19 protein-coding genes are annotated in these 18,436 nt (G+C 63.9%); all 19 read left to right on the plus strand.

Translation table 11 applies throughout. The annotated features are described in order from the left end of the window. Window positions 1-117: 117 nt before the first annotated feature. Window positions 118-1,062, plus strand: a complete 945-nt coding sequence (locus QRO91_RS11100; RefSeq protein ID WP_099605295.1) for a LysR family transcriptional regulator — start codon at window positions 118-120, stop codon at window positions 1,060-1,062. Beyond that, window positions 1,059-1,337, plus strand: coding sequence for an EexN family lipoprotein (locus tag QRO91_RS11105; RefSeq protein WP_099605294.1), 279 nt, complete (start codon window positions 1,059-1,061; stop codon window positions 1,335-1,337). The genes QRO91_RS11100 and QRO91_RS11105 overlap by 4 nt, the downstream gene beginning before the upstream one ends. A 236-nt stretch (window positions 1,338-1,573) precedes the next feature. Next, window positions 1,574-3,583: a conjugal transfer protein TraG gene (locus QRO91_RS11110; RefSeq protein ID WP_285310394.1), complete on the plus strand. Its 2,010-nt coding sequence runs from the start codon at window positions 1,574-1,576 to the stop codon at window positions 3,581-3,583. Then, window positions 3,580-4,044, plus strand: coding sequence for a ribbon-helix-helix protein, CopG family (locus tag QRO91_RS11115; protein ID WP_099605292.1), 465 nt, complete (start codon window positions 3,580-3,582; stop codon window positions 4,042-4,044). Before QRO91_RS11110 ends, QRO91_RS11115 begins: the two co-directional genes overlap by 4 nt. After that, window positions 4,041-5,123, plus strand: coding sequence for a P-type conjugative transfer ATPase TrbB (trbB, locus tag QRO91_RS11120; protein WP_099605291.1), 1,083 nt, complete (start codon window positions 4,041-4,043; stop codon window positions 5,121-5,123). Before QRO91_RS11115 ends, trbB begins: the two co-directional genes overlap by 4 nt. Continuing rightward, entirely contained in the window at window positions 5,120-5,503 is a 384-nt protein-coding gene (locus QRO91_RS11125; protein ID WP_099605290.1) for a TrbC/VirB2 family protein, read from the plus strand. Before trbB ends, QRO91_RS11125 begins: the two co-directional genes overlap by 4 nt. Next, window positions 5,500-5,772 (plus strand): VirB3 family type IV secretion system protein, encoded by a 273-nt coding sequence (locus QRO91_RS11130; RefSeq protein ID WP_099605289.1) that lies wholly within the window; start codon window positions 5,500-5,502, stop codon window positions 5,770-5,772. The genes QRO91_RS11125 and QRO91_RS11130 overlap by 4 nt, the downstream gene beginning before the upstream one ends. A gap of 9 nt (window positions 5,773-5,781) precedes the next feature. Then, window positions 5,782-8,241, plus strand: coding sequence for a conjugal transfer protein TrbE (gene trbE, locus QRO91_RS11135; RefSeq protein ID WP_099605288.1), 2,460 nt, complete (start codon window positions 5,782-5,784; stop codon window positions 8,239-8,241). Continuing rightward, on the plus strand, window positions 8,238-8,993 hold the full coding sequence (gene trbJ, locus QRO91_RS11140) for a P-type conjugative transfer protein TrbJ (protein ID WP_099605287.1): 756 nt from the start codon (window positions 8,238-8,240) through the stop codon (window positions 8,991-8,993). Before trbE ends, trbJ begins: the two co-directional genes overlap by 4 nt. Before the next feature lie 12 nt (window positions 8,994-9,005). After that, window positions 9,006-9,314 carry a hypothetical protein gene (locus tag QRO91_RS11145; protein WP_099605286.1) on the plus strand — a complete coding sequence of 103 codons (309 nt, stop codon included), beginning with the start codon at window positions 9,006-9,008 and terminating at the stop codon, window positions 9,312-9,314. Next, a complete protein-coding gene (trbL, locus tag QRO91_RS11150) occupies window positions 9,311-10,666 on the plus strand; it encodes a P-type conjugative transfer protein TrbL (RefSeq protein ID WP_099605285.1) in 1,356 nt (451 codons plus the stop codon). The genes QRO91_RS11145 and trbL overlap by 4 nt, the downstream gene beginning before the upstream one ends. A 24-nt stretch (window positions 10,667-10,690) precedes the next feature. After that, entirely contained in the window at window positions 10,691-11,395 is a 705-nt protein-coding gene (gene trbF / locus QRO91_RS11155; RefSeq protein WP_099605284.1) for a conjugal transfer protein TrbF, read from the plus strand. Beyond that, the gene (gene trbG, locus QRO91_RS11160; RefSeq protein ID WP_099605283.1) at window positions 11,392-12,384 is read left to right on the plus strand and encodes a P-type conjugative transfer protein TrbG; all 993 of its coding nucleotides are present in this window, start codon (window positions 11,392-11,394) and stop codon (window positions 12,382-12,384) included. The genes trbF and trbG overlap by 4 nt, the downstream gene beginning before the upstream one ends. Before the next feature lie 2 nt (window positions 12,385-12,386). Continuing rightward, window positions 12,387-13,652, plus strand: a complete 1,266-nt coding sequence (locus QRO91_RS11165; RefSeq protein ID WP_197650076.1) for a TrbI/VirB10 family protein — start codon at window positions 12,387-12,389, stop codon at window positions 13,650-13,652. Further along, entirely contained in the window at window positions 13,649-13,909 is a 261-nt protein-coding gene (locus tag QRO91_RS11170) for a DUF2274 domain-containing protein (protein ID WP_099605281.1), read from the plus strand. The genes QRO91_RS11165 and QRO91_RS11170 overlap by 4 nt, the downstream gene beginning before the upstream one ends. 94 nt (window positions 13,910-14,003) lie before the next feature. After that, window positions 14,004-14,741 (plus strand): type IV toxin-antitoxin system AbiEi family antitoxin, encoded by a 738-nt coding sequence (locus QRO91_RS11175; protein WP_099605280.1) that lies wholly within the window; start codon window positions 14,004-14,006, stop codon window positions 14,739-14,741. Continuing rightward, on the plus strand, window positions 14,738-15,658 hold the full coding sequence (locus QRO91_RS11180; RefSeq protein ID WP_099605279.1) for a nucleotidyl transferase AbiEii/AbiGii toxin family protein: 921 nt from the start codon (window positions 14,738-14,740) through the stop codon (window positions 15,656-15,658). Before QRO91_RS11175 ends, QRO91_RS11180 begins: the two co-directional genes overlap by 4 nt. A 608-nt stretch (window positions 15,659-16,266) precedes the next feature. Further along, entirely contained in the window at window positions 16,267-17,580 is a 1,314-nt protein-coding gene (locus QRO91_RS11185; RefSeq protein ID WP_197650077.1) for a metallophosphoesterase, read from the plus strand. A gap of 2 nt (window positions 17,581-17,582) precedes the next feature. Further along, window positions 17,583-18,436: GTPase-associated system all-helical protein GASH (locus QRO91_RS11190; protein ID WP_285310395.1), on the plus strand; the 854-nt coding region annotated here is incomplete at its 3' end.

Genomic DNA, 18,436 nt, shown 5'->3' on the forward strand with positions numbered 1-18,436 from the left:
TACAAAATTTTCATGTTTGGGTGATAATTACGCATCTCATGCGAATTTTTCAAGATTGCTGCCGGTCATAAGGCATGCGTGAAGATCGGGCAGGAAGCGTTGGCAAGAGGTAAAACAATGGAGCTCCGACATCTACGCTGTTTCCTCGCTGTTGCAGAAGAACTGCACTTTGCCCGTGCAGCCGAGCGGCTGCATATGGAGCAGTCGCCACTGTCGCGCGCCATCAAGGAGCTGGAAGAAGAACTAGGCGTGTTGCTGTTTGCCCGTACCACGCGCAGTACACGGCTGACCCGTGCCGGAACATTGTTCTTGGAGCATGTGCGCCGTGTGTTCGCTGCCTTGGAACAAGCGCGTGAAAGCGTGAAAGCGGCAGCAAACGGTTTTCATGGGCAGTTGCGCGTGGCCTTGTCGGATGGCATCACGCCGTCGCGCTTGCCGACCTTGCTGGCGTTGTGTCGCCTAGAAGAACCCGAGGTCGAAATCCGCTTCTTCGAGGTGCCGCTGTCGCAGCAGATCAAAGGGTTGCATGACGATCTGTACGACGTAGGGTTTGCCCAATCCGACGAAGTGGGCGACGGCATCGTCGCCATACCAGTCTGGAGGGACGCGTTCATAGTGACGGTGCCAGCCCGGCATCCGCTGCTTGCATTCAAGCGCATCCCTTTGGAGGAACTGCTGCGCTATCCGCTGGTTCTATGTGATCCGAAAGTGTGCGAAGGCCATGCCAAATTCGTCGATCGGGTGCTGCGCCGGGCCGACATGGAGCCGTTGGTCGCAGAACGGGTCGCTACGTGCGATCTGATGATGGCGTTGGTATCGGCCGGCCTCGGGCTTGGATTTACGGGCGCAGCGCGCATTGCGGCCAACCCCGACTCGGGCGTGGTGGCCCGACCGCTGGCTTTGCGCGTGCCGCCGCTGACGACCTACCTGCTGCACGCTGAAGGTCAGCCGTTCGATGTGCTTGCACGGTTCATTGAGCGCGTGCAGGCCATCGAGTCACCGGAAGCCCCAAGGCCCAAGCCGGGCCATTACTCCGATTCCCTGGAGGAACCTGCGCCATGAAAAGGATCATCCCATTCTTGCTTGCAGCCGCGCTGACTGCCTGCGGCCAGTCCGAAACGCCTCAGAAGGCCAACACATCGGAAGCGAATATCCCGACGGTGGAAGAACTGGCGGCCAACCCCGACCGGCTCAAGGAACTGCGCCAGCAATGCAAGACAGATCGCCCCAAGCTGGGCGACGTGCTGTGCAATCGGGTAGCCGAGGCCACGCGCAAGCGGTTCTATGGCGACGGCGAAACCCCATACACACCACCGAAGGAATCCCCCAAGTTCTGATTGTTGGCGGTTCGTCGCATCGACTTTATCTTTCTGCTCGACACGCCGCAATGCGCCTGCACTTGCGGCGCTTTTCTTTGGTTCGCCATCGCGCGCATTCTGTCTTTTTGCTCGACCTTTCTGCCCGAAACGGTCTTTGACCGGCACTGACCCGGCACCGATCCTGACGCCTGCGGCACGCCCTTGTGCCGCTTTTCCCATGAGGAATCAGCGCAGGAGAAATCGGAGGCCAGGTCATGCAAGGGACGAACGTGCTGTTCGGTCAGATCGCCGTAGTGTTCGGCATCGTGATCGCCGGCGTGTGGGGCGCCACACAATGGACAGCAGCGGCCCTTGGCTATCAGCTACGCCTTGGCTCGCCCTGGTTCGACTTTCTTGGCACGTCTATCTACCACCCTTGGAAGCTGTTTGAGTGGTGGTTCTTCTTCGGCGCGTATGCACCGGAGGTGTTCGACACTGGCGGCGCGATTGCCGGCGCCAGTGGCATGGTCGCCGTGTGCGTTGCCATTGCCATGTCGGTCTGGCGCTCGCGCCAAGCGCGGCTCGTCACCACCTACGGCTCGGCCCGCTGGGCGAACGCGCAGGACATTCGTAGGGCGGGCCTCACGCAGCCGGCCGGCGTGTTCCTCGGCCAGCACGACCGCCAGTACCTGCGACATGAAGGGCCGGAACACGTCCTGACCTTCGCGCCCACGCGAAGCGGCAAAGGCGTTGGCCTCGTAGTGCCGACGCTGCTTTCCTGGCCCGCATCCGCCGTCATCCACGACATCAAAGGCGAGAACTGGCAAATCACCGCAGGCTGGCGCTCGCGCTTCTCGCATTGCCTGCTGTTCAACCCGACCGACGCGAGGTCGGCCGCCTACAACCCGCTGTTGGAGGTGCGGCACGGCGCGCATGAAGTGCGCGACGTGCAGAACATCGCGGACATCCTGGTCGATCCCGAAGGCGCGCTGGAGAAGCGCAACCATTGGGAAAAGACCAGCCACGCGCTGCTGGTCGGGGCCATTCTGCATGTGCTCTACGCGGGCGAGGACAAGACGCTACGCGGCGTTGCGAACTTCCTCTCCGACCCGGCCAGCCCGTTCGAGCTGACCTTGCATCGGATGATGACCACGCCGTACCTGGGCCTGGATCAAGGAGGTATGCCGCATCCGGTTGTCGCTTCGGCTGCGCGCGAGGTGCTCAACAAGTCGGACAACGAGCGTTCCGGCGTGCTGTCCACGGCCATGAGCTTCCTCGGCCTGTACCGCGACCCCACGGTGGCCGAAGTCACGTCTCGCTGCGACTGGCGCATTGCCGACCTGATCGCGGCCAAGCATCCGGTGTCGCTGTATCTGGTGGTGCCGCCTTCGGACATTTCGCGGACGAAGCCGCTAATCCGTCTGATCCTCAACCAGATCGGCCGGCGGCTGACCGAATCGCTCGATGGGTCCGACGGCATCGAACGCCGCCACAAGCTGCTGCTGATGCTCGACGAGTTTCCGGCGCTGGGGCGCCTGGACTTCTTCGAGACCGCCTTGGCCTTCATGGCGGGCTACGGCATCCGCAGTTTCCTCATCGCGCAGTCGCTCAACCAGATCGACAAAGCCTACGGCCAGAACCATTCGATCCTCGACAACTGCCATGTGCGCGTGACGTTCGCCACGAACGACGAGCGCACCGCCAAACGGATCTCCGAGACGCTGGGCACGGCCACCGAGCTGCGCGCCCAGCGCAACTACGCGGGCCACCGGCTCGCGCCGTGGCTGGGCCACCTCATGGTGTCGCGTCAGGAAACCGCGCGCCCGCTGCTGACGCCAGGCGAGGTCATGCAGCTTCCGCCCGACGAGGCCGTGGTGATGGTGGGCAGCAGTCCGCCGATCAAGGCCAAGAAGCTGCGCTACTACGCGGACACCAATTTCAGCCGCCGCGTGCTGCCGCCGCCTGCGCTGGCGGACGGGCAGTACTCCGACGTGCCCCCGCTGCGCCCGGACGATTGGAGCGCGCTGGCGATTCCTGCCGTGCCAGTCGCACCGGTCACCGTTCCCATTGATGACATGGGCAGCGCCGACGACGGCGGCCCGCGCCGTCAGCCCGAACTCTCCGAAACCGTCGCCTACGACCCTGAGCTGGCCGCGTCCGCAGCCGACCTCGCACTGCTCGATGACGACGACCTGCCACTTCCCCTTCCTCGCCAGCTTGACCCTGCCATGCAGCGCACGGCCCGGCTGGCATCGCTGAACCCAAACGACGGAATCGAGCTATGAGCCAATACCGCCTGAATCTCTTTATCCAGTCGGAGCACGCCAAGCGCCTGGACGAGCTGGCCGCCAAGAAAGGCGTGTCCAAGTCGTCCATCGTCGCGGCGGCGCTCGCATCGTGGCTGTCGCCCGATGCCGCCGACCAGCGCGAGGCGGCCATTGCCAAGCGGCTGGATCGCCTCTCGCGCCAGGCCGAGCGCATGGAGCGCGACCAGAACATCGCCATCGAAACGCTGGCGCTGTTCATTCGCTACTACCTGACCGTCAGCACGCCAGTTCCCGAAGCGCACCAAGAGGCCGCGCGCGCCCAAGGCAAGGCGCGCTTCGAGCAATTCGTGGAGCAGTTGGGCCGCCACCTGCTGCGTGGGCGCAGCCTGGTGCGCGACGTGGTGGAGGAACTGCATCCAGACCCAATGCGGATGGAGGACGCGGCGGCGGCTGCGCAAGCACAGGAGCGTGCGTCATGAGTGTCGTTCCGCAATTCCCGCCCGAACCGCGCTCGTCCGCAGCGGCCTCGCTCGACCGGCGCATCCAGATGCTGCGCACGGCGATGGGGCCGTTGATCGCCGCTGCGCTCGAAGACCCGGACGTGGTGGAGGTCATGCTCAACCCGGATCACACCCTTTGGGTGGATCGCCTGTCGTCGGGCCGAGCGCCTATGGGCGTGGAGATGTCCGAGGCGGACGGTGAGCGAATCATCCGCCTGGTGGCCGCCCACGTCGGCGCGGAAGTCCATCGCGGCCAGCCGCTACTGTCCGCCGAGCTGCCCGAAACGGGCGAACGCTTCGAGGGCATCCTGCCACCGGCCGCGCCGGGGCCGGCCTTCGCGCTGCGCAAGCGCGCCATCGGCGTGATCCCGCTGGAGCGGTACGTCATCGACGGGATGATGACCAGCGCACAGGCGGGCTTTCTCGTTCGCGCCGTGCGCGAGCGGCAGAACGTGCTGATCGCCGGCGCCACCAGCAGCGGCAAGACCACGCTCGCCAATGCTTTGCTCGCCGAGGTCGCCGCCACCGGCGACCGTGTGCTGGTGCTCGAAGACACGGTGGAGCTGCAATGCGCGGCGCGCGACCACGTTCCGCTACGCACGCGGCATGGCGTCGTGTCGATGACCGAGCTGGTGCGTTCGTCAATGCGCCTGCGCCCGGATCGTGTCGTCGTTGGCGAGGTGCGTGGCCCCGAGGCGCTGGATCTCATCAAGGTGTGGGGCACGGGCCACCCCGGTGGTATCGCCACGATCCACGCGGGCTCCGCGCTCGGGGCACTGCTGCGCCTGGAGCAACTGATCCTCGAAGTGGCGGTGAACCCACCCCGTGCGTTGATCGCCGAGGCGGTCAACGTGGTGATCCATATCGCCGGACGCGGGCGCAAGCGCCGCATCGAGAGCATCGCCCGTGTCGTCGGCTTTGACGGTATGGGCTACCGGCTGGTGGATTGGGGGGCGGACGCGCTGAAAACGCCGCTTTCCGAGCTGTCGCCACTTTCCGATGCCGCACCCGCTGCGGCGACCTCCCCATCCCCTGACTCACTTGGAGAACTGCCATGACGCAGATGATCGTTCCTGCTTTCCGTTTTTTTCCGAATCCGGCTTTGCGCCTTGCGCGACTGCGCAGCCTTGCTCGCCCTGCGGGGCAAGGGCTGCTGCTGGCCGCGCTGCTGCTGCTCCTGGCTGGAACCGCACAGGCCGCCGGTTCCTCGATGCCGTGGGAAGGCCCCTTGCAGTCGATCCTGGAGTCGATTCAAGGGCCGGTGGCGCGCATCGTTGCGGTCATCATCATCATCGCCACCGGCCTCGCGCTTGCCTTCGGCGACACGTCGGGCGGCTTCCGCAAGCTGATCCAGATCGTGTTCGGCCTGTCCATCGCGTTCGCGGCTTCGAGCTTCTTCCTGAGTTTCTTCAGCTTCTCTGGCGGGGCTGTCGTATGAGCGCCCAAGACACCTTCGCAGACGGCTTCGAGGTGCCGCTGCATCGCTCGCTGACCGAGCCGCTTCTGCTGGGCGGCGCGCCGCGCACCGTGGCGATCGCCAACGGCACGCTGGCCGCTGCTGTCGGGCTGGGCCTGCAACTGTGGATTCCCGGCGTGGTGCTCTGGATCGTTGGCCATTCGCTGGCGGTGTGGGGCGCGCGCGTCGATCCGCAGTTCATGGCCGTGTTCGCGCGGCACATCAAGCACCGATCGCTGCTGGACGTGTGAGGTGATGCCATGCTGAACCTCGTCGAATACCGCCAGCGGCCCGCGCTGCTCGCCGACTGGCTTCCGTGGGCCGGACTGGTCGCGCCGGGCGTCGTGCTGAACAAGGATGGCTCATTCCAGCGCACGGCACGCTTTCGCGGGCCTGATCTGGACAGCGCGACACAAGGCGAGCTGGTCGCCACGTCGGCGCGGTTGAACAACGCGCTGCGCCGCATGGGATCGGGCTGGGCACTTTTCATCGAAGCCGAGCGCCGTCCCGCCGCCGATTACCCGCGCTCGGAGTTCCCCGAGCCGCTTTCGTGGATGGTGGAGGAAGAGCGCCGGGCCGCCTTTGAGGAATCGGGCCACCACTTCGAGAGCGGTTATCACCTGACGCTGGTGTATCTGCCGCCGGAGGAGTCGCGCGCCCGCGCAGCCAAGATGCTCTACGAGAACACGCCGACGAATGGCGTGGACTGGCGCGAGCGGCTGCAAGCCTTCAGCGCGGAGACGGATCGCGTCTTCGACCTGCTCGATGGCGTGATGCCGGAAATCACCTGGCTCGATGACAGCCAGACGCTGACCTACCTCCATTCGACCGTCTCGACGCGGCGCTACTCGCTGGCGGTACCCGAAGTGCCGTTCCATATCGACGCGCTGCTGACCGATTCTGCACTGGTTGGTGGCCTGGCGCCCATGCTGGGCGACCAGCACCTGCGCGTGGCATCGGTGCGCGGCTTCCCGACCTCGACCTGGCCGGGAATTCTGGACGACCTCAACCGCCTGGGATTTGCATACCGCTGGAGTACGCGCTTTCTGTGCCTGGACAAATCCGAGGCGGAACGGGAGCTGGGGCGCCTGCGCCGTCAGTGGTTTGCGAAAAGAAAGAACGTCATCGCGCTGCTGCGCGAAACGATCTTCCAGCAGGAATCACCGCTGGTCGATACCGACGCCAACAACAAGGCTGCCGACGCGGACGCGGCCTTGCAGGAGTTGGGCAGCGATCAAGTCGCCTTCGGCTACCTGACGGCGACCGTCACCGTCATGGACGAGGACGCCGGCGCAGCCGACGAGAAGCTGCGCATGGTGGAGCGGGTCATCCAGGGACGCGGCTTCGTCACCATCCCCGAAACGCTCAACGCCGTGGATGCGTGGTTGTCGTCTATCCCCGGCAACGCCTATGCGAATGTCCGCCAGCCCATCGTCTCGACGCTGAACCTGGCGCACATGATGCCGGTGTCTGCCGTGTGGGCCGGGCCGGAGAAGAACGACCACCTCGACGGCCCGCCGCTGATCGTCACGCGCACCGATGGCGCCACTCCGTTCCGGCTGGTGACGCACATTGGCGACGTGGGCCACACGCTGGTGGCTGGTCCCACGGGCATGGGCAAGTCGGTGCTGCTCGCCACGCTGGCGATGCAGTTCCGCCGCTATCCCGGCTCGCGCATCTTCGCGTTCGATATGGGCCGCTCGATGCGGGCCACCATCCTCGGGCTGGGCGGCGAGCACTACGACCTGGGCACGGATGGCGAAATCGCCTTCCAGCCGCTCGCCCGCATCGACCGCGAGGGCTACCGCACTTGGGCCGCCGAATGGATCGAAGGCCGCTTGCTGCACGAAGGCGTGACCGTCGGCCCCGACGAGAAAACGGCTATCTGGTCGGCGCTGGGAAGCCTGGCCGGTGCGCCGGTGGAGCAGCGCACGATGACAGGCCTGTCGGTGCTGCTGCAATCGAATGCACTGCGACAGGCGCTCGCGCCGTATGTGCTGGGTGGCGCGCACGGCAAGCTGCTGGATGCCGACCATGACCGGCTGGGCATGGCCGACGTGCAATGCTTCGAGATGGAAGAACTGATGCACAGCAAGGCCGCCGTCATGGCCGTGCTGCATTACCTCTTTGCGCGCTTCGACGAACGCTTTGATGGTGCGCCTACGCTGCTGATCCTCGATGAAGCGTGGCTGTTTCTCGATGACCCGGTGTTTGCGGCACGCATCCGCCAGTGGCTCAAGACGCTGCGCAAGAAGAACGTCTCGGTGATCTTCGCCACGCAGTCGTTGGCGGACATCAAGGATTCGAGCATCGCGCCCGCGATCATCGAAAGCTGCGCCAGCCGCATCTTCCTGCCGAACCCGCAGGCGACCGAGCCGCAGATTCGCACGATCTACGAAGGCTTCGGCCTCAACAGGCGGCAGATCGATATCGTCGCCACCGCGCAGCCCAAGCGCGACTACTACTACCAATCCCGGCTCGGCAACCGCCTGTTCGACCTCGACCTGGGGCTGGCGGCGCTGGCGTTTGCGGGCGCGTCCACGCCGCAGGACCAGCGCGACATGGACGCGGTGCTCGCCGACGCTGGCACGCCCAGCTTCGCGGGCGCGTGGCTGCGCCATCGCGGCCTCAATTGGGCGGCTGACCTGCTGCCCTCGTTCCCCGGCCTTGCGCCGGGTTCCCTCCGTACCGCTGACCACCCCCAGGAGAACCTGCCATGAAAACCCATGCCTCGAAACTCGCCGCGCTGACCGCTGCCTGCGTGCTCGCCTTCGGTATCGCGCAGCCCGCCCATGCCTTGTTCGGCGTCGGCGACATCGTGCTCGACCCGACCAATCTGATTCAGAACACGCTCACGGCCGTTCGCACGCTGGAGCAGATCAACAACCAGATCCGCCAGCTCCAGAACGAAGCGCAGATGCTCATCAACCAGGCGCGCAACCTGGCCAGCCTGCCGTCCAGCGTGGTGGGCCAGTTGCGCGCCAACCTGGCGACCACCCAGCGCCTCATCGCGCAGGCCAAGGGCTTGGCCTACGACGTGACGAGCATCGACCGGGAGTTCGCACGCCTGTACCCCGAGAAATACGCCGCCACGGTGAGCGGCAATCAGATGTACCTCGATGCGCAGGAGCGTTGGAAGAACACGCTCAACGGCCTGCAAACCACCATGCAGATGCAGGCCCAGGCGTCGCAGAACCTGAGCGATGACGAAAGCGTGCTGGCCGACTTGGTGGGCAAGAGCCAGTCGGCCGAGGGTGCGCTGCAAGCCATGCAGGCCATGAACCAGTTGCTGGCCTTGCAGGCCAAGCAGTCGATCCAGTCACAGCGGCTCCAGATCACGCAAGACCGGGCCGCCTCGCTGGAGCTGGCGCGACAAGCGGCGGCCACGGAGCGTGCCCGCGAGGTGCGACGACGCTTCCTCGGTGAAGGCACGCCGTACACACCGCAGTCCATCAACTTCTACCGCGACTGACGGGAGGTCGCCATGCGATGTGTCCTCGCCCCGTCTGTTGTGATGCTTGTCGTGCTGCTGGCTGCGTGCGGCGAGCAGCCGACCGACAACCTTGCGGATGCCTTGTCCGTCGATCCCGTGCGGCTCAAGGCATTGCGCGCGCAATGCGCGGCCCATCCACAACAGGTTATGCCGACCACGGGCGAGGACGCTTGCCGCGCCGCAGCTGAGGTATTCCGGCGGCGCTTCTTCGCCGGCCAGTCCGGGCCGGACGAATACCGGACGCTGGCGGACCTGCCGCCGATCCCGCCCAGCTTCGATGAACCAGAGGGCACGCCATGAATGACGTGACCATCATCGACCAGTTCCTCAACACCTTCGCCACCTACATCGACTCGGGTTTCGGGCTGCTGCGGGGCGAAGTGGCGTTCCTCACGGCCACGCTGATCGTCATCGACATGACGATCGCCGGACTGTATTGGGCCATGAGCCACGCCACTGGCCAGGGCGAGGACGTGATCGCCAAGCTGCTGCGCAAGGTGCTCTACGTCGGTGCCTTCGCCTACATTCTCAATAACTTCAACTGGCTGGCCAGCATCGTGTTCCGCTCCTTTGCGGGTTTGGGTATCACCGCCACCGGTTCGGCCATCACGATGGAGAACTTCTTGCAGCCGGGCCGCCTAGCGAAGATGGGCATTGACGCGGGTGCGCCGATCCTGAAGCAGATCGGCGACATGGCCGGGTTCCCCGAAGTGTTCGTGAACCTTGACCCCATCGTGGTGATGTTCCTCGCGTGGCTGATCGTGGTGCTGTGTTTTTTCGTGCTGGCGATCCAGCTTTTCATCACGCTGATTGAGTTCAAGCTGACCACGCTCGCGGGCTTCGTGCTGGTGCCGTTCGCGCTTTGGAACAAGACCTCGTTCCTGGCCGAAAAGGTCTTGGGCAACGTGGTGGCCTCCGGCGTCAAGGTGCTGGTGTTGGCCGTGATCGTGGGCATTGGATCGGGCCTGTTCTCTCAGTTTCAGGTTCATCCCGCCGAGCCGTCCATCGACCACGCGCTGGTCATCATGCTGGCCTCACTCACGCTGCTGGCGCTGGGCATCTTCGGCCCTGGCATCGCCACAGGCCTCGTGTCCGGTGCGCCGCAGCTCGGCGCGGGTGCGATGGCGGGTGCCGCTGTCGGTGCAGCCGGCACGGCCGTCGTTATCGGTGCTGCAGCAACCGGCGTCGGTGGTGCGGTGGCGGCTGGCGCGCGCATGGCACCGGCAGCCGCCAAGCTGGCCGGCGCTGGTGCGCGTGCGGCCACATCGGCGGCTGGCAGTACGAAGTCGGCATTCCAGGCCGGCTCCGCCGCCGCAGGAGGTGGTGCGAAAGGCGCAATGGCGGGACTGGGCAGCGTCGTCAAGACGGGTGCGCAGGCAGCTGGGCGAGGCGCTGCGTCCCGAGCCTCCGCTGCCGGGCAACGCATGGCCGCTCCCTTCCGCGCAGGCTGGAATGGGGATGCGGGAGCGTCAGGTGGCCCCGCCCCGGCAAGTGCCACTGCGGCCCAGGCACCGGAACAACCTGCCTGGGCCAAGCGGCTGCACCGCCGCCAACAAATCACCCATGCCGCGACCACCACCGCCCACGCGCTGCGCGGTGGCGATGGCGGCGGCTCTGGCCAAGGGCCGAGCCTGCGCGGCTCCGACGACTGAAGCGATTCATAAGGAGAACTGACCATGCGATTCAAGAAACCGCAGGTGCGCTATGCCGACACGCCGCAGCCTGCCACGCCGTACCAAGCTGCCGGCCAGGTGTGGGACGACCGCATCGGCTCGCCGCGCGTGCAGGCGAAGAACTGGCGGCTGATGGCCTTCGGCTGCCTGACGCTCGCGCTGTTGATGGCCGGCGGCCTGGTGTGGCGTTCGGCGCAGTCCATCGTGACACCCTACGTCGTGGAGGTGGACAACGCCGGCCAGGTGCGCGCGGTCGGCGAAGCCGCCACGCCGTACCGGCCCAGCGATGCACAGACTGCGTACCACCTGGGCCGCTTCATCGGTCTGGTGCGCTCGTTGTCAATCGACCCCATCGTTGTCCGCCAGAACTGGCTCGATGCCTACGACTACACGACCGACAAAGGCGCGGCCGTCCTCAACGACTACGCGCGCGTGAGCGACCCGTTCGCACGCATCGGCAAGGAGTCGGTGACGGTGCAGATCACCAGCGTGACTCGCGCCAGCGACACGTCTTTCAACGTGCGCTGGACGGAGCAGCGCTTCGTCAACGGCGCTGCCGCAGGGACTGAACGCTGGAACGCCGTGATTTCCATCGTGCAGCAGACCCCGCGCACCGAGCAGCGCCTGCGCAAGAACCCCTTGGGCATCTACGTCAACGGCCTGTCCTGGGCGCGTGAACTGGATTCTTCCGAAGGAGCCAAACCATGAAATCGTCTTTCCGTATTTATGTTTCCGTGCTGGCGCTTGCGGCCCTGGCGGGCTGCGCCACACAGGGCAAGCCGCCGCCGACCATCTCGCTCGATGAGCCCGTGCAGGCCCAGCCGCTGCCGGAGCCGCCCAAGCCGGTGGAGATGGTGGCCGTGCCCGAGGTGCTGCCGATGCCAGCGCAGTTGAAGCCATTGCCCGAGTCCGAGGCTGCCAAGCCCGCGCCGGAGCCGGCGGACGAGACCGTGCGCGTGTCTCGGGCCAACGCCGAGGCACGCATCGCGCCCACGCGCGAGGGCTACGTCAATGCGATTCAGGTGTGGCCCTATACCGATGGTGCGCTGTATCAGGTCTATGCGGCCGTGGGTCGCGTGACCGTAATCGCGCTCCAGCCGGGTGAGGAGCTGGTGACGGTCGCCGCCGGCGATACCGTGCGTTGGATCGTGGGCGACACATCGAGCGGCAGCGGTGATGCGTTGCGCGTGAACGTAATGGTCAAGCCGATTCGCTCGGGGTTGAAGACCAATCTGGTCATCACGACCAGCCGACGCACCTACCTGATCGAGTTGACCTCGACCGAGAAGACGTGGATGGCGTCGGTGTCCTGGGAGTACCCGAAGGACAAGATGCTGGCCTTGCAGCGCCAGGCGCAGGCGGCCAGTGCCGCCGCGCCGGTCGATAGCGGGCTGTCGCTGGAGAAGATCCGTTTCCGCTACACCGTCTCGGGCAGCAATCCGCCGTGGAAGCCACTGCGCGCTTTCGATGACGGCGAGAAGGTCTATATCCAGTTCCCGCCTGGTATCGCGCAAGGCGAGCTGCCGCCGCTGTTCGTCATTGGGCCACAAGGTGATGGGCAACTAGTGAACTACCGCTTCCGCTCGCCGTACTACATCGTGGATCGGCTGTTCGGCGCGGCCGAACTGCGCCTGGGCGGTGACAAGGGCGACGTGGTACGGATCGAGCGCACGGACGGCGTTGCGCGGAGGAATTGACCATGAGCCAAGACGACACTACCGACCTCGCCACGCCGCAGGCGGGCAAGGTTGCGCCCGAGGCGGTGCCGCTGCGCGCCCAGCCACGCCCCGTCATGCGCCTGAACCGGCGCGTGCTGGCCATCCTCGTTGGCGGCCTGTCGGTCGCCGTGCTCGGGGCCACGATCTGGTCATTGCAACCGCAGCGGCGCGGGGCCAATGAACAGACCGAGCTTTACAACGTCGATCGTGTGTCGAAGTCCGAAGGGTTGGATGGCCTGCCTTCGGACTACTCGAAGCTACCGCCAAAAGTGCCGGAATTAGGGCCGCCGTTACCAGGCGACCTTGGCCCTGCCATCGTCGCTTCGCAGCAGCCGGTGACGCCGGCCTATGCGCCGCCAGGCCATGATCCCGAGGATGCCTTGCGCAAGGAGGCGGACGCGGCGGCGGCCTCGTCGGTGTTCTTCCGCTCGGGCGGCCAAGGTCAGACCGCCGCCACGGTCGCGCAGGCAGCGCCGGGTGCTGCAAGCACGCTCGCGGCCTTCGATCCTCTCGCTGCCGGGCCTGCCTCGACGGCGGCCCAGCCCGCCGACCCGACCGCCGTGCAGAACCGGCAAGACCAGAAAGAGGCGTTCCTGAAAGCCGGTTCTACGGAAACCCGCAATTCCGGCAATCTGGCGCTGCCGGCGTCGCCCTATCAGGTGATGGCTGGAACCGTGATCGCGGGCGCGCTGGTGACAGGCATCAAGTCGGACTTGCCGGGCGACGTGATCGCCACGGTGACAGAGCCGGTCTTTGACACAGCCACGGGCAAGTTCCTGCTGATTCCGCAGGGGGCGCGCATCCTTGGGCGCTACAACAGCCAGGTCAGCTACGGGCAGAGCCGCGTGCAAGTAGTGTGGAACCGGATCATCTTGCCCGACACGTCTTCGCTGACGCTCGACAACCTAGTGGGCACCGATCCGGCCGGCTACGCCGGCCTGGAGGATGACGTGAACTGGCACTGGAATCGCATCGTTGCGGGCGCGGTGTTGACGACGCTGCTGGGCGTGGGCGCCGAACTGGCCGCGCCGGAGAACCGGCAGGACGGCAACCGCATCGTGATTGCCGGGCGCGACAGCGCGCAGGACAGCATCAATCAGGTCGGCCAAGAGATCACCCGGCGCAACATGAATATCCAGCCGACGCTGACCACGCGGCCGGGCCTGCCGGTGCGCATCATCGTCAACCGCGATTTGGTGTTGCGGCCTTACCAGCCGATGTTCTTCCAACGGGGGGCGATCCAATGAGCACAACCAAGAATCTGCGGCTCGGGCCGCTGCCCAAGACCGAGAGCATCAAGCTGACCTTTGCGTGCCCGGTCAGCTTGAAAGCCGACCTTGACCGCTACGCCACGCTGCACGCGCAGGCGTATGGCGAGACGGTCGATGCCATGACGCTGATCCCGCACATGCTGGAGGCGTTTATCGCTGGGGATCGAGGATTCCGGCGGGGCAGGGGAGATGACACCCGACCTTCTTCCCGCACGGCTATGCCGAAAGGGTGATTGTGTGGATTAGATTCCATTGTCGTATCCAGCCTACGATTGGTGGTTCCACATCAAATTGACGTTTTCTTGGAAAAGATATATATATCGTAGTGTGGCTACGACTAATTCAAGCAGATTAAATGTGCTCTACACCCGGTTGGCACCGGGAACGCCGCTGACCTCGCTGGACTTGGCGGCGTTGGGCATCTCTGCTGACCTGGCTGTTCACTACGTCCGGGCAGGGTGGCTCACGCGCCTGGCGCGGGGGGTGTTTTGCCGCCCCAACGATCCCCCGGCGCTTCATCCCAGCCTGCTGCTGTTGCAGCGCCAGTTCGAGGGGCTGCACGTCGGCGGCAAGTCGGCGCTGGACTGGTACGGTGTGCGGCAGTACGTAGCGCAGCAGCCGGTGCTGCATCTGTATGGCTGGAAGGCCGCACGCTTGCCGGAATGGTTCACGGAACGATTCCCAGCTGAATACCACCGCAAACGGCTGTTCGACGAGCAGCCGGCCGCCTTGTTGCACGTTGGCCCGTTCGAGAAGCGCAGCGGGGCGCCGCAGGTGTCCGCGCCGGAGCGCGCCTTGCTGGAACTGTTGAGTGAGGTTGGCGTGCGCCAGCCCTTACAGGAAGCCCGCGAACTGGTGGAGAGCGCCTATAGCCTGCGCGCCAATGTGCTGCGCGAGCTGTTGCAGCGTTGCACGAACGTCAAGACCGTGCGGCTGTGCTTGCAACTCGGCCGTGAGGCGTCGCTGCCTTGGGTGGCCAAGCTCGACCCGTCCACGCTGCCGACAGGCAGCGACCGGCCCTGGGTGTCCCGCTCGGCCGATGGCCTGCTGGTGCTCAAGCCATGAACCAGACCTATCTCGATACCGCGCGCCTGCTGACGCAGGTGGCACCGCTGGTGTTTGTTGACGATACCTTTGCCCTGAAGGGCGGTACGGCGATCAACCTGTTTGTGCGTGACATGCCGCGCCTGTCGGTAGATTTCGATCTGGTCTTTCCCGATCACACGTTGCCGCGTGATGAGGCGCTGGCGCGCATCAGCGAGGCCGTCCGGCAAGCTGCCGAACGGTTGAAGAAGCGAGGGTTCCAGACACACGCGCCGGCGGCAGCAGCAGGGGAGACGAAGTTGCTGGTGCGTCGTGGCTCGATTCAGGTCAAGGTCGAAGTCAACTTCGTCATGCGTGGCACGGTGCAGCCGGTGCACCGCGCCTCGCTGACGCCGATGGCCTGCGATGTGCTGATGGCCGATCTGGAGATTCCGGTGGTGTCGCTGGAAGACGTGTACGGCGGCAAGCTGGTGGCGGCGCTGGATCGGCAGCATCCGCGTGATCTGTTCGACGTGATGCAGCTCTTTGCGCACGAGGGCATCACGCCCGGCATCCGGCGCGCCTTCGTGGTCTACCTGGCCAGCAGCAATCGGCCGATCCACGAAGTGCTGTTCACGACGCTGCGGGACATCCGGCACGACTACGAGCACAACTTCCAAGGCATGACGACCGAGCCGGTGCCGCTTGATGCGCTGCTCGACGCGCGAGAACGCATGGTGCGCGAAATCCAGCAGGGTTTGGACGACGACGAGCGGCGCTTCCTGCTGTCGCTGGCCGCTGGCACGCCGGAGTGGTCATTGCTGGACATCGCACACCTCGAACAACTGCCGGGCATCCGCTGGAAGCTGCACAACCTGGCGCAGTTGCAGAAGACCGATGCGAAGAAGTTTGCCGAGCAGGCCGACTTGCTCGCCACGCGACTTGCTGCGGTATCCTAAGCGCTGATTGATGATGAGCCGATGCCGCGTAAACCCGCGCCAGCAAAGGACCTGTTTTTCTGACGGTAAAAGCGACGGTAACGGCCTATGTCGATCAAAGCAAATCCCTTTAACCACGCGGACTTGCGTGAGCTGTTGATGATCGAGTGGGAATGAGCTTGCTTAGCTCTTTTGGCGGCGACTGGTGTCCATCACAGTCGCCGCGCGGCGCTACCTGTTCTGGTGCTAGGGTTGGGGTGACATCTCGATAGCGATGGCTTGCGAAGTGGTTCTGTCCTGAGCGCGTAAGGGGGATGTCTTTCGCATTCAAACGCATATGAACGCTAATCTAGCTTCGCAATCCGCACTGGACATGGATGCGACCCGTAACATGTATCGGCTCGCAGCCTCGCCACAGGCTGGACGGGTGATCCGTCGATTCTCTCTCGCGTGGGGAACGGCGGAATACAAAGCGTTTGAGGAAATGGGGGATGTGGTGGTGTTCCTCCTGAGGCGTTTGTGCGCAGAGGTTGTAGACTTCAGTCTCGGCTTGAAGTTAACCCATATGAAGTGTACTTTTCACGCGAATACTACATTTTGACTTGGTCGCTAAAGGAATCGCGCCGAAGATGTTGATGCTACATATCTCCGACATCCACTTTAAGTCGCCGCAGTGTCTGGTGCCCGAGCAGGATCCAGATTCCGCGATCCGTACCCGTATGATGCGCGATCTCGCCGAGCAGGTTCGAGCGCTCGGACCGATTGGCGCAATCCTCATTGGTGGCGACGTGGCCTTCAAGGGGGCTCCGGACGAGTATGCGACAGCTTGGGTGTGGATACAGCAGCTTGCTGAGATATCGAAGTGTCCTCTTGAACGGATTTTTGTTGTTCCAGGTAATCACGACGTTGATAGATCGGTCGTCGCGAAGAACGTGCCGACCCAGAATGCGCAGCACGTCGTCGCGACTGCCGCAGCTGCCGATAGGGAATGGCGTCTTTCGCAGCAGCTGAGTCATGAAGCGAGCGGGCAGTCTCTCCTGTTGCCACATGCCGCCTATAATGAGTTTGCAGCTCCACTTATGTGCCAGATTTGGCCAGCAAAACCATTCTGGCATCAGGACATTGAGTTAGAGGGGGGCGTGAAACTGCGCATTCATGGGCTCACGTCCACGCTGCTGTCAGGCAGAGACGGTAGGGATGATGTGCAGGGTACATTGTACTTGGGCCCCAAGCAAACTGTGTTGGATCCCATCCCGAATACAGCGAATATGGTGCTGGTTCACCATCCGATCGACTGGCTTGTGGATGGAGATGCGGTAGACGACGCGCTCACCGGCCGGGCTTCGTTCCACCTATTTGGTCACAAGCACAAGCAGCGGGCCGTGATGGCGGACAACTACGTTCGAATCGGCGCTGGTGCCATTAACCCGTCACGAGCCGAGCAGCCTTATCTTCCTGGCTATAATTTGATCAATTTGGAGGTGGAGGGGGCTGGTGCAGATCGTCGCATCGAAGTGTCTCTTCATCAGCGGCGCTTGCAGGACAATCCCGAGATCTTTGTCCCAATCTTGACGCAGCAGAAGGCAACAGTTTTCCGCGCGAGCATCCTAGTCCCAGAGGAGGAGCCACTGCCGGTCATCGGTGCGTGCGAGATCGCCGCGCCGGCGGTGTGTCGCAAGGTTTCTCAGAGTAATGGCCCGGAAACGGTTGACGCCCAAGATGCGGAGGCGGCCATGGGTGAATCTGACAACAGGGACCTGCTTTATCGATTCTGGCGCCTGACGAGCGGGCAGCGTCGCAAGATTGCGCTGGATCTTTGCCTGCTTGAAAGGGACGAACTGAAGCTGCCAGAGCCTGAGCGATATGGTCGGGCGCTGATTCGAGCTGGTGAGCGAAATCTTATCAACGAAGTAGCGACCGCAGTCGCTAGGCTGGAGAAATGATAATGGCCAAGCTGCAGGGGATGAGCAGTAATTTTGCCAGATGGTATTCCGACGCATTCATGGATGATGGTGATCGGCGCGATATGCGGTGGAACGGCCTAGTGGAGCAGGCTGGAAAGGCCAATCACGTCACTATCGAGGTATTGGCGCGACTTGCATTCCAGACGGCCGTCCCGGCATTTGGGAGGAAGGGCGAGAGCCTGGATGACGAATATAAAACTGTCATTTCAACCATTTCTGGAGATGATCCGCAATTTGACGGCGCGCGGGACGTGCGAGAGCTGCAGGTGCTTGCAGCGGCGACGTTGGAGCGCCTGTTGGGCACTATGCCTGATGCCGCATTGGTGATCACGACTACGGCAGTCGGAGGGTTGCGGCGGCCAGATTTGCCGATGGATCTAGTAGGCTTGGCAGAGAATGCAATTGTCGCTCTGTCGGCCAGCAAGCATATCCGGCAGAACGACGATGAGGTCATCCTGTCAGCTCCAAAGGTTGAGTTCGAGGTCGACGCTGACGAGCTTGCGACAATGCAGCCCGAGAAAATCAAGGTTCATTTTGAGGAGCTGTGCACTGAAACGTCAACCGCGATCGAGAGGGTCGTGGCGGGGCAAAATAGTGTGGTGAAAGAGCTTTATCGCCGCATCAGGCTTGGTGAAGAGGAGCTGCAGATGCTCTGGTGGCTGACCGGTGGCTACAGCAGAACGGTGGAAAAGCCTTTTAGCAAAGTGCCAGATCTGGCCAGGCCTTTGATCTTTGCTCAAGAGCTTGGCGAACTGACCAGTATCGCACCTGGACCAGGATCAATCCGGGCGATGCTCGGGAGGGCTGGGGTGGGAACAGGTAAGGTCAGAGTCAT

The sequence above is a fragment of the Stenotrophomonas maltophilia group sp. Smal32 genome, from assembly GCF_030237085.1.
Classification (GTDB): domain Bacteria; phylum Pseudomonadota; class Gammaproteobacteria; order Xanthomonadales; family Xanthomonadaceae; genus Stenotrophomonas; species Stenotrophomonas maltophilia_Q.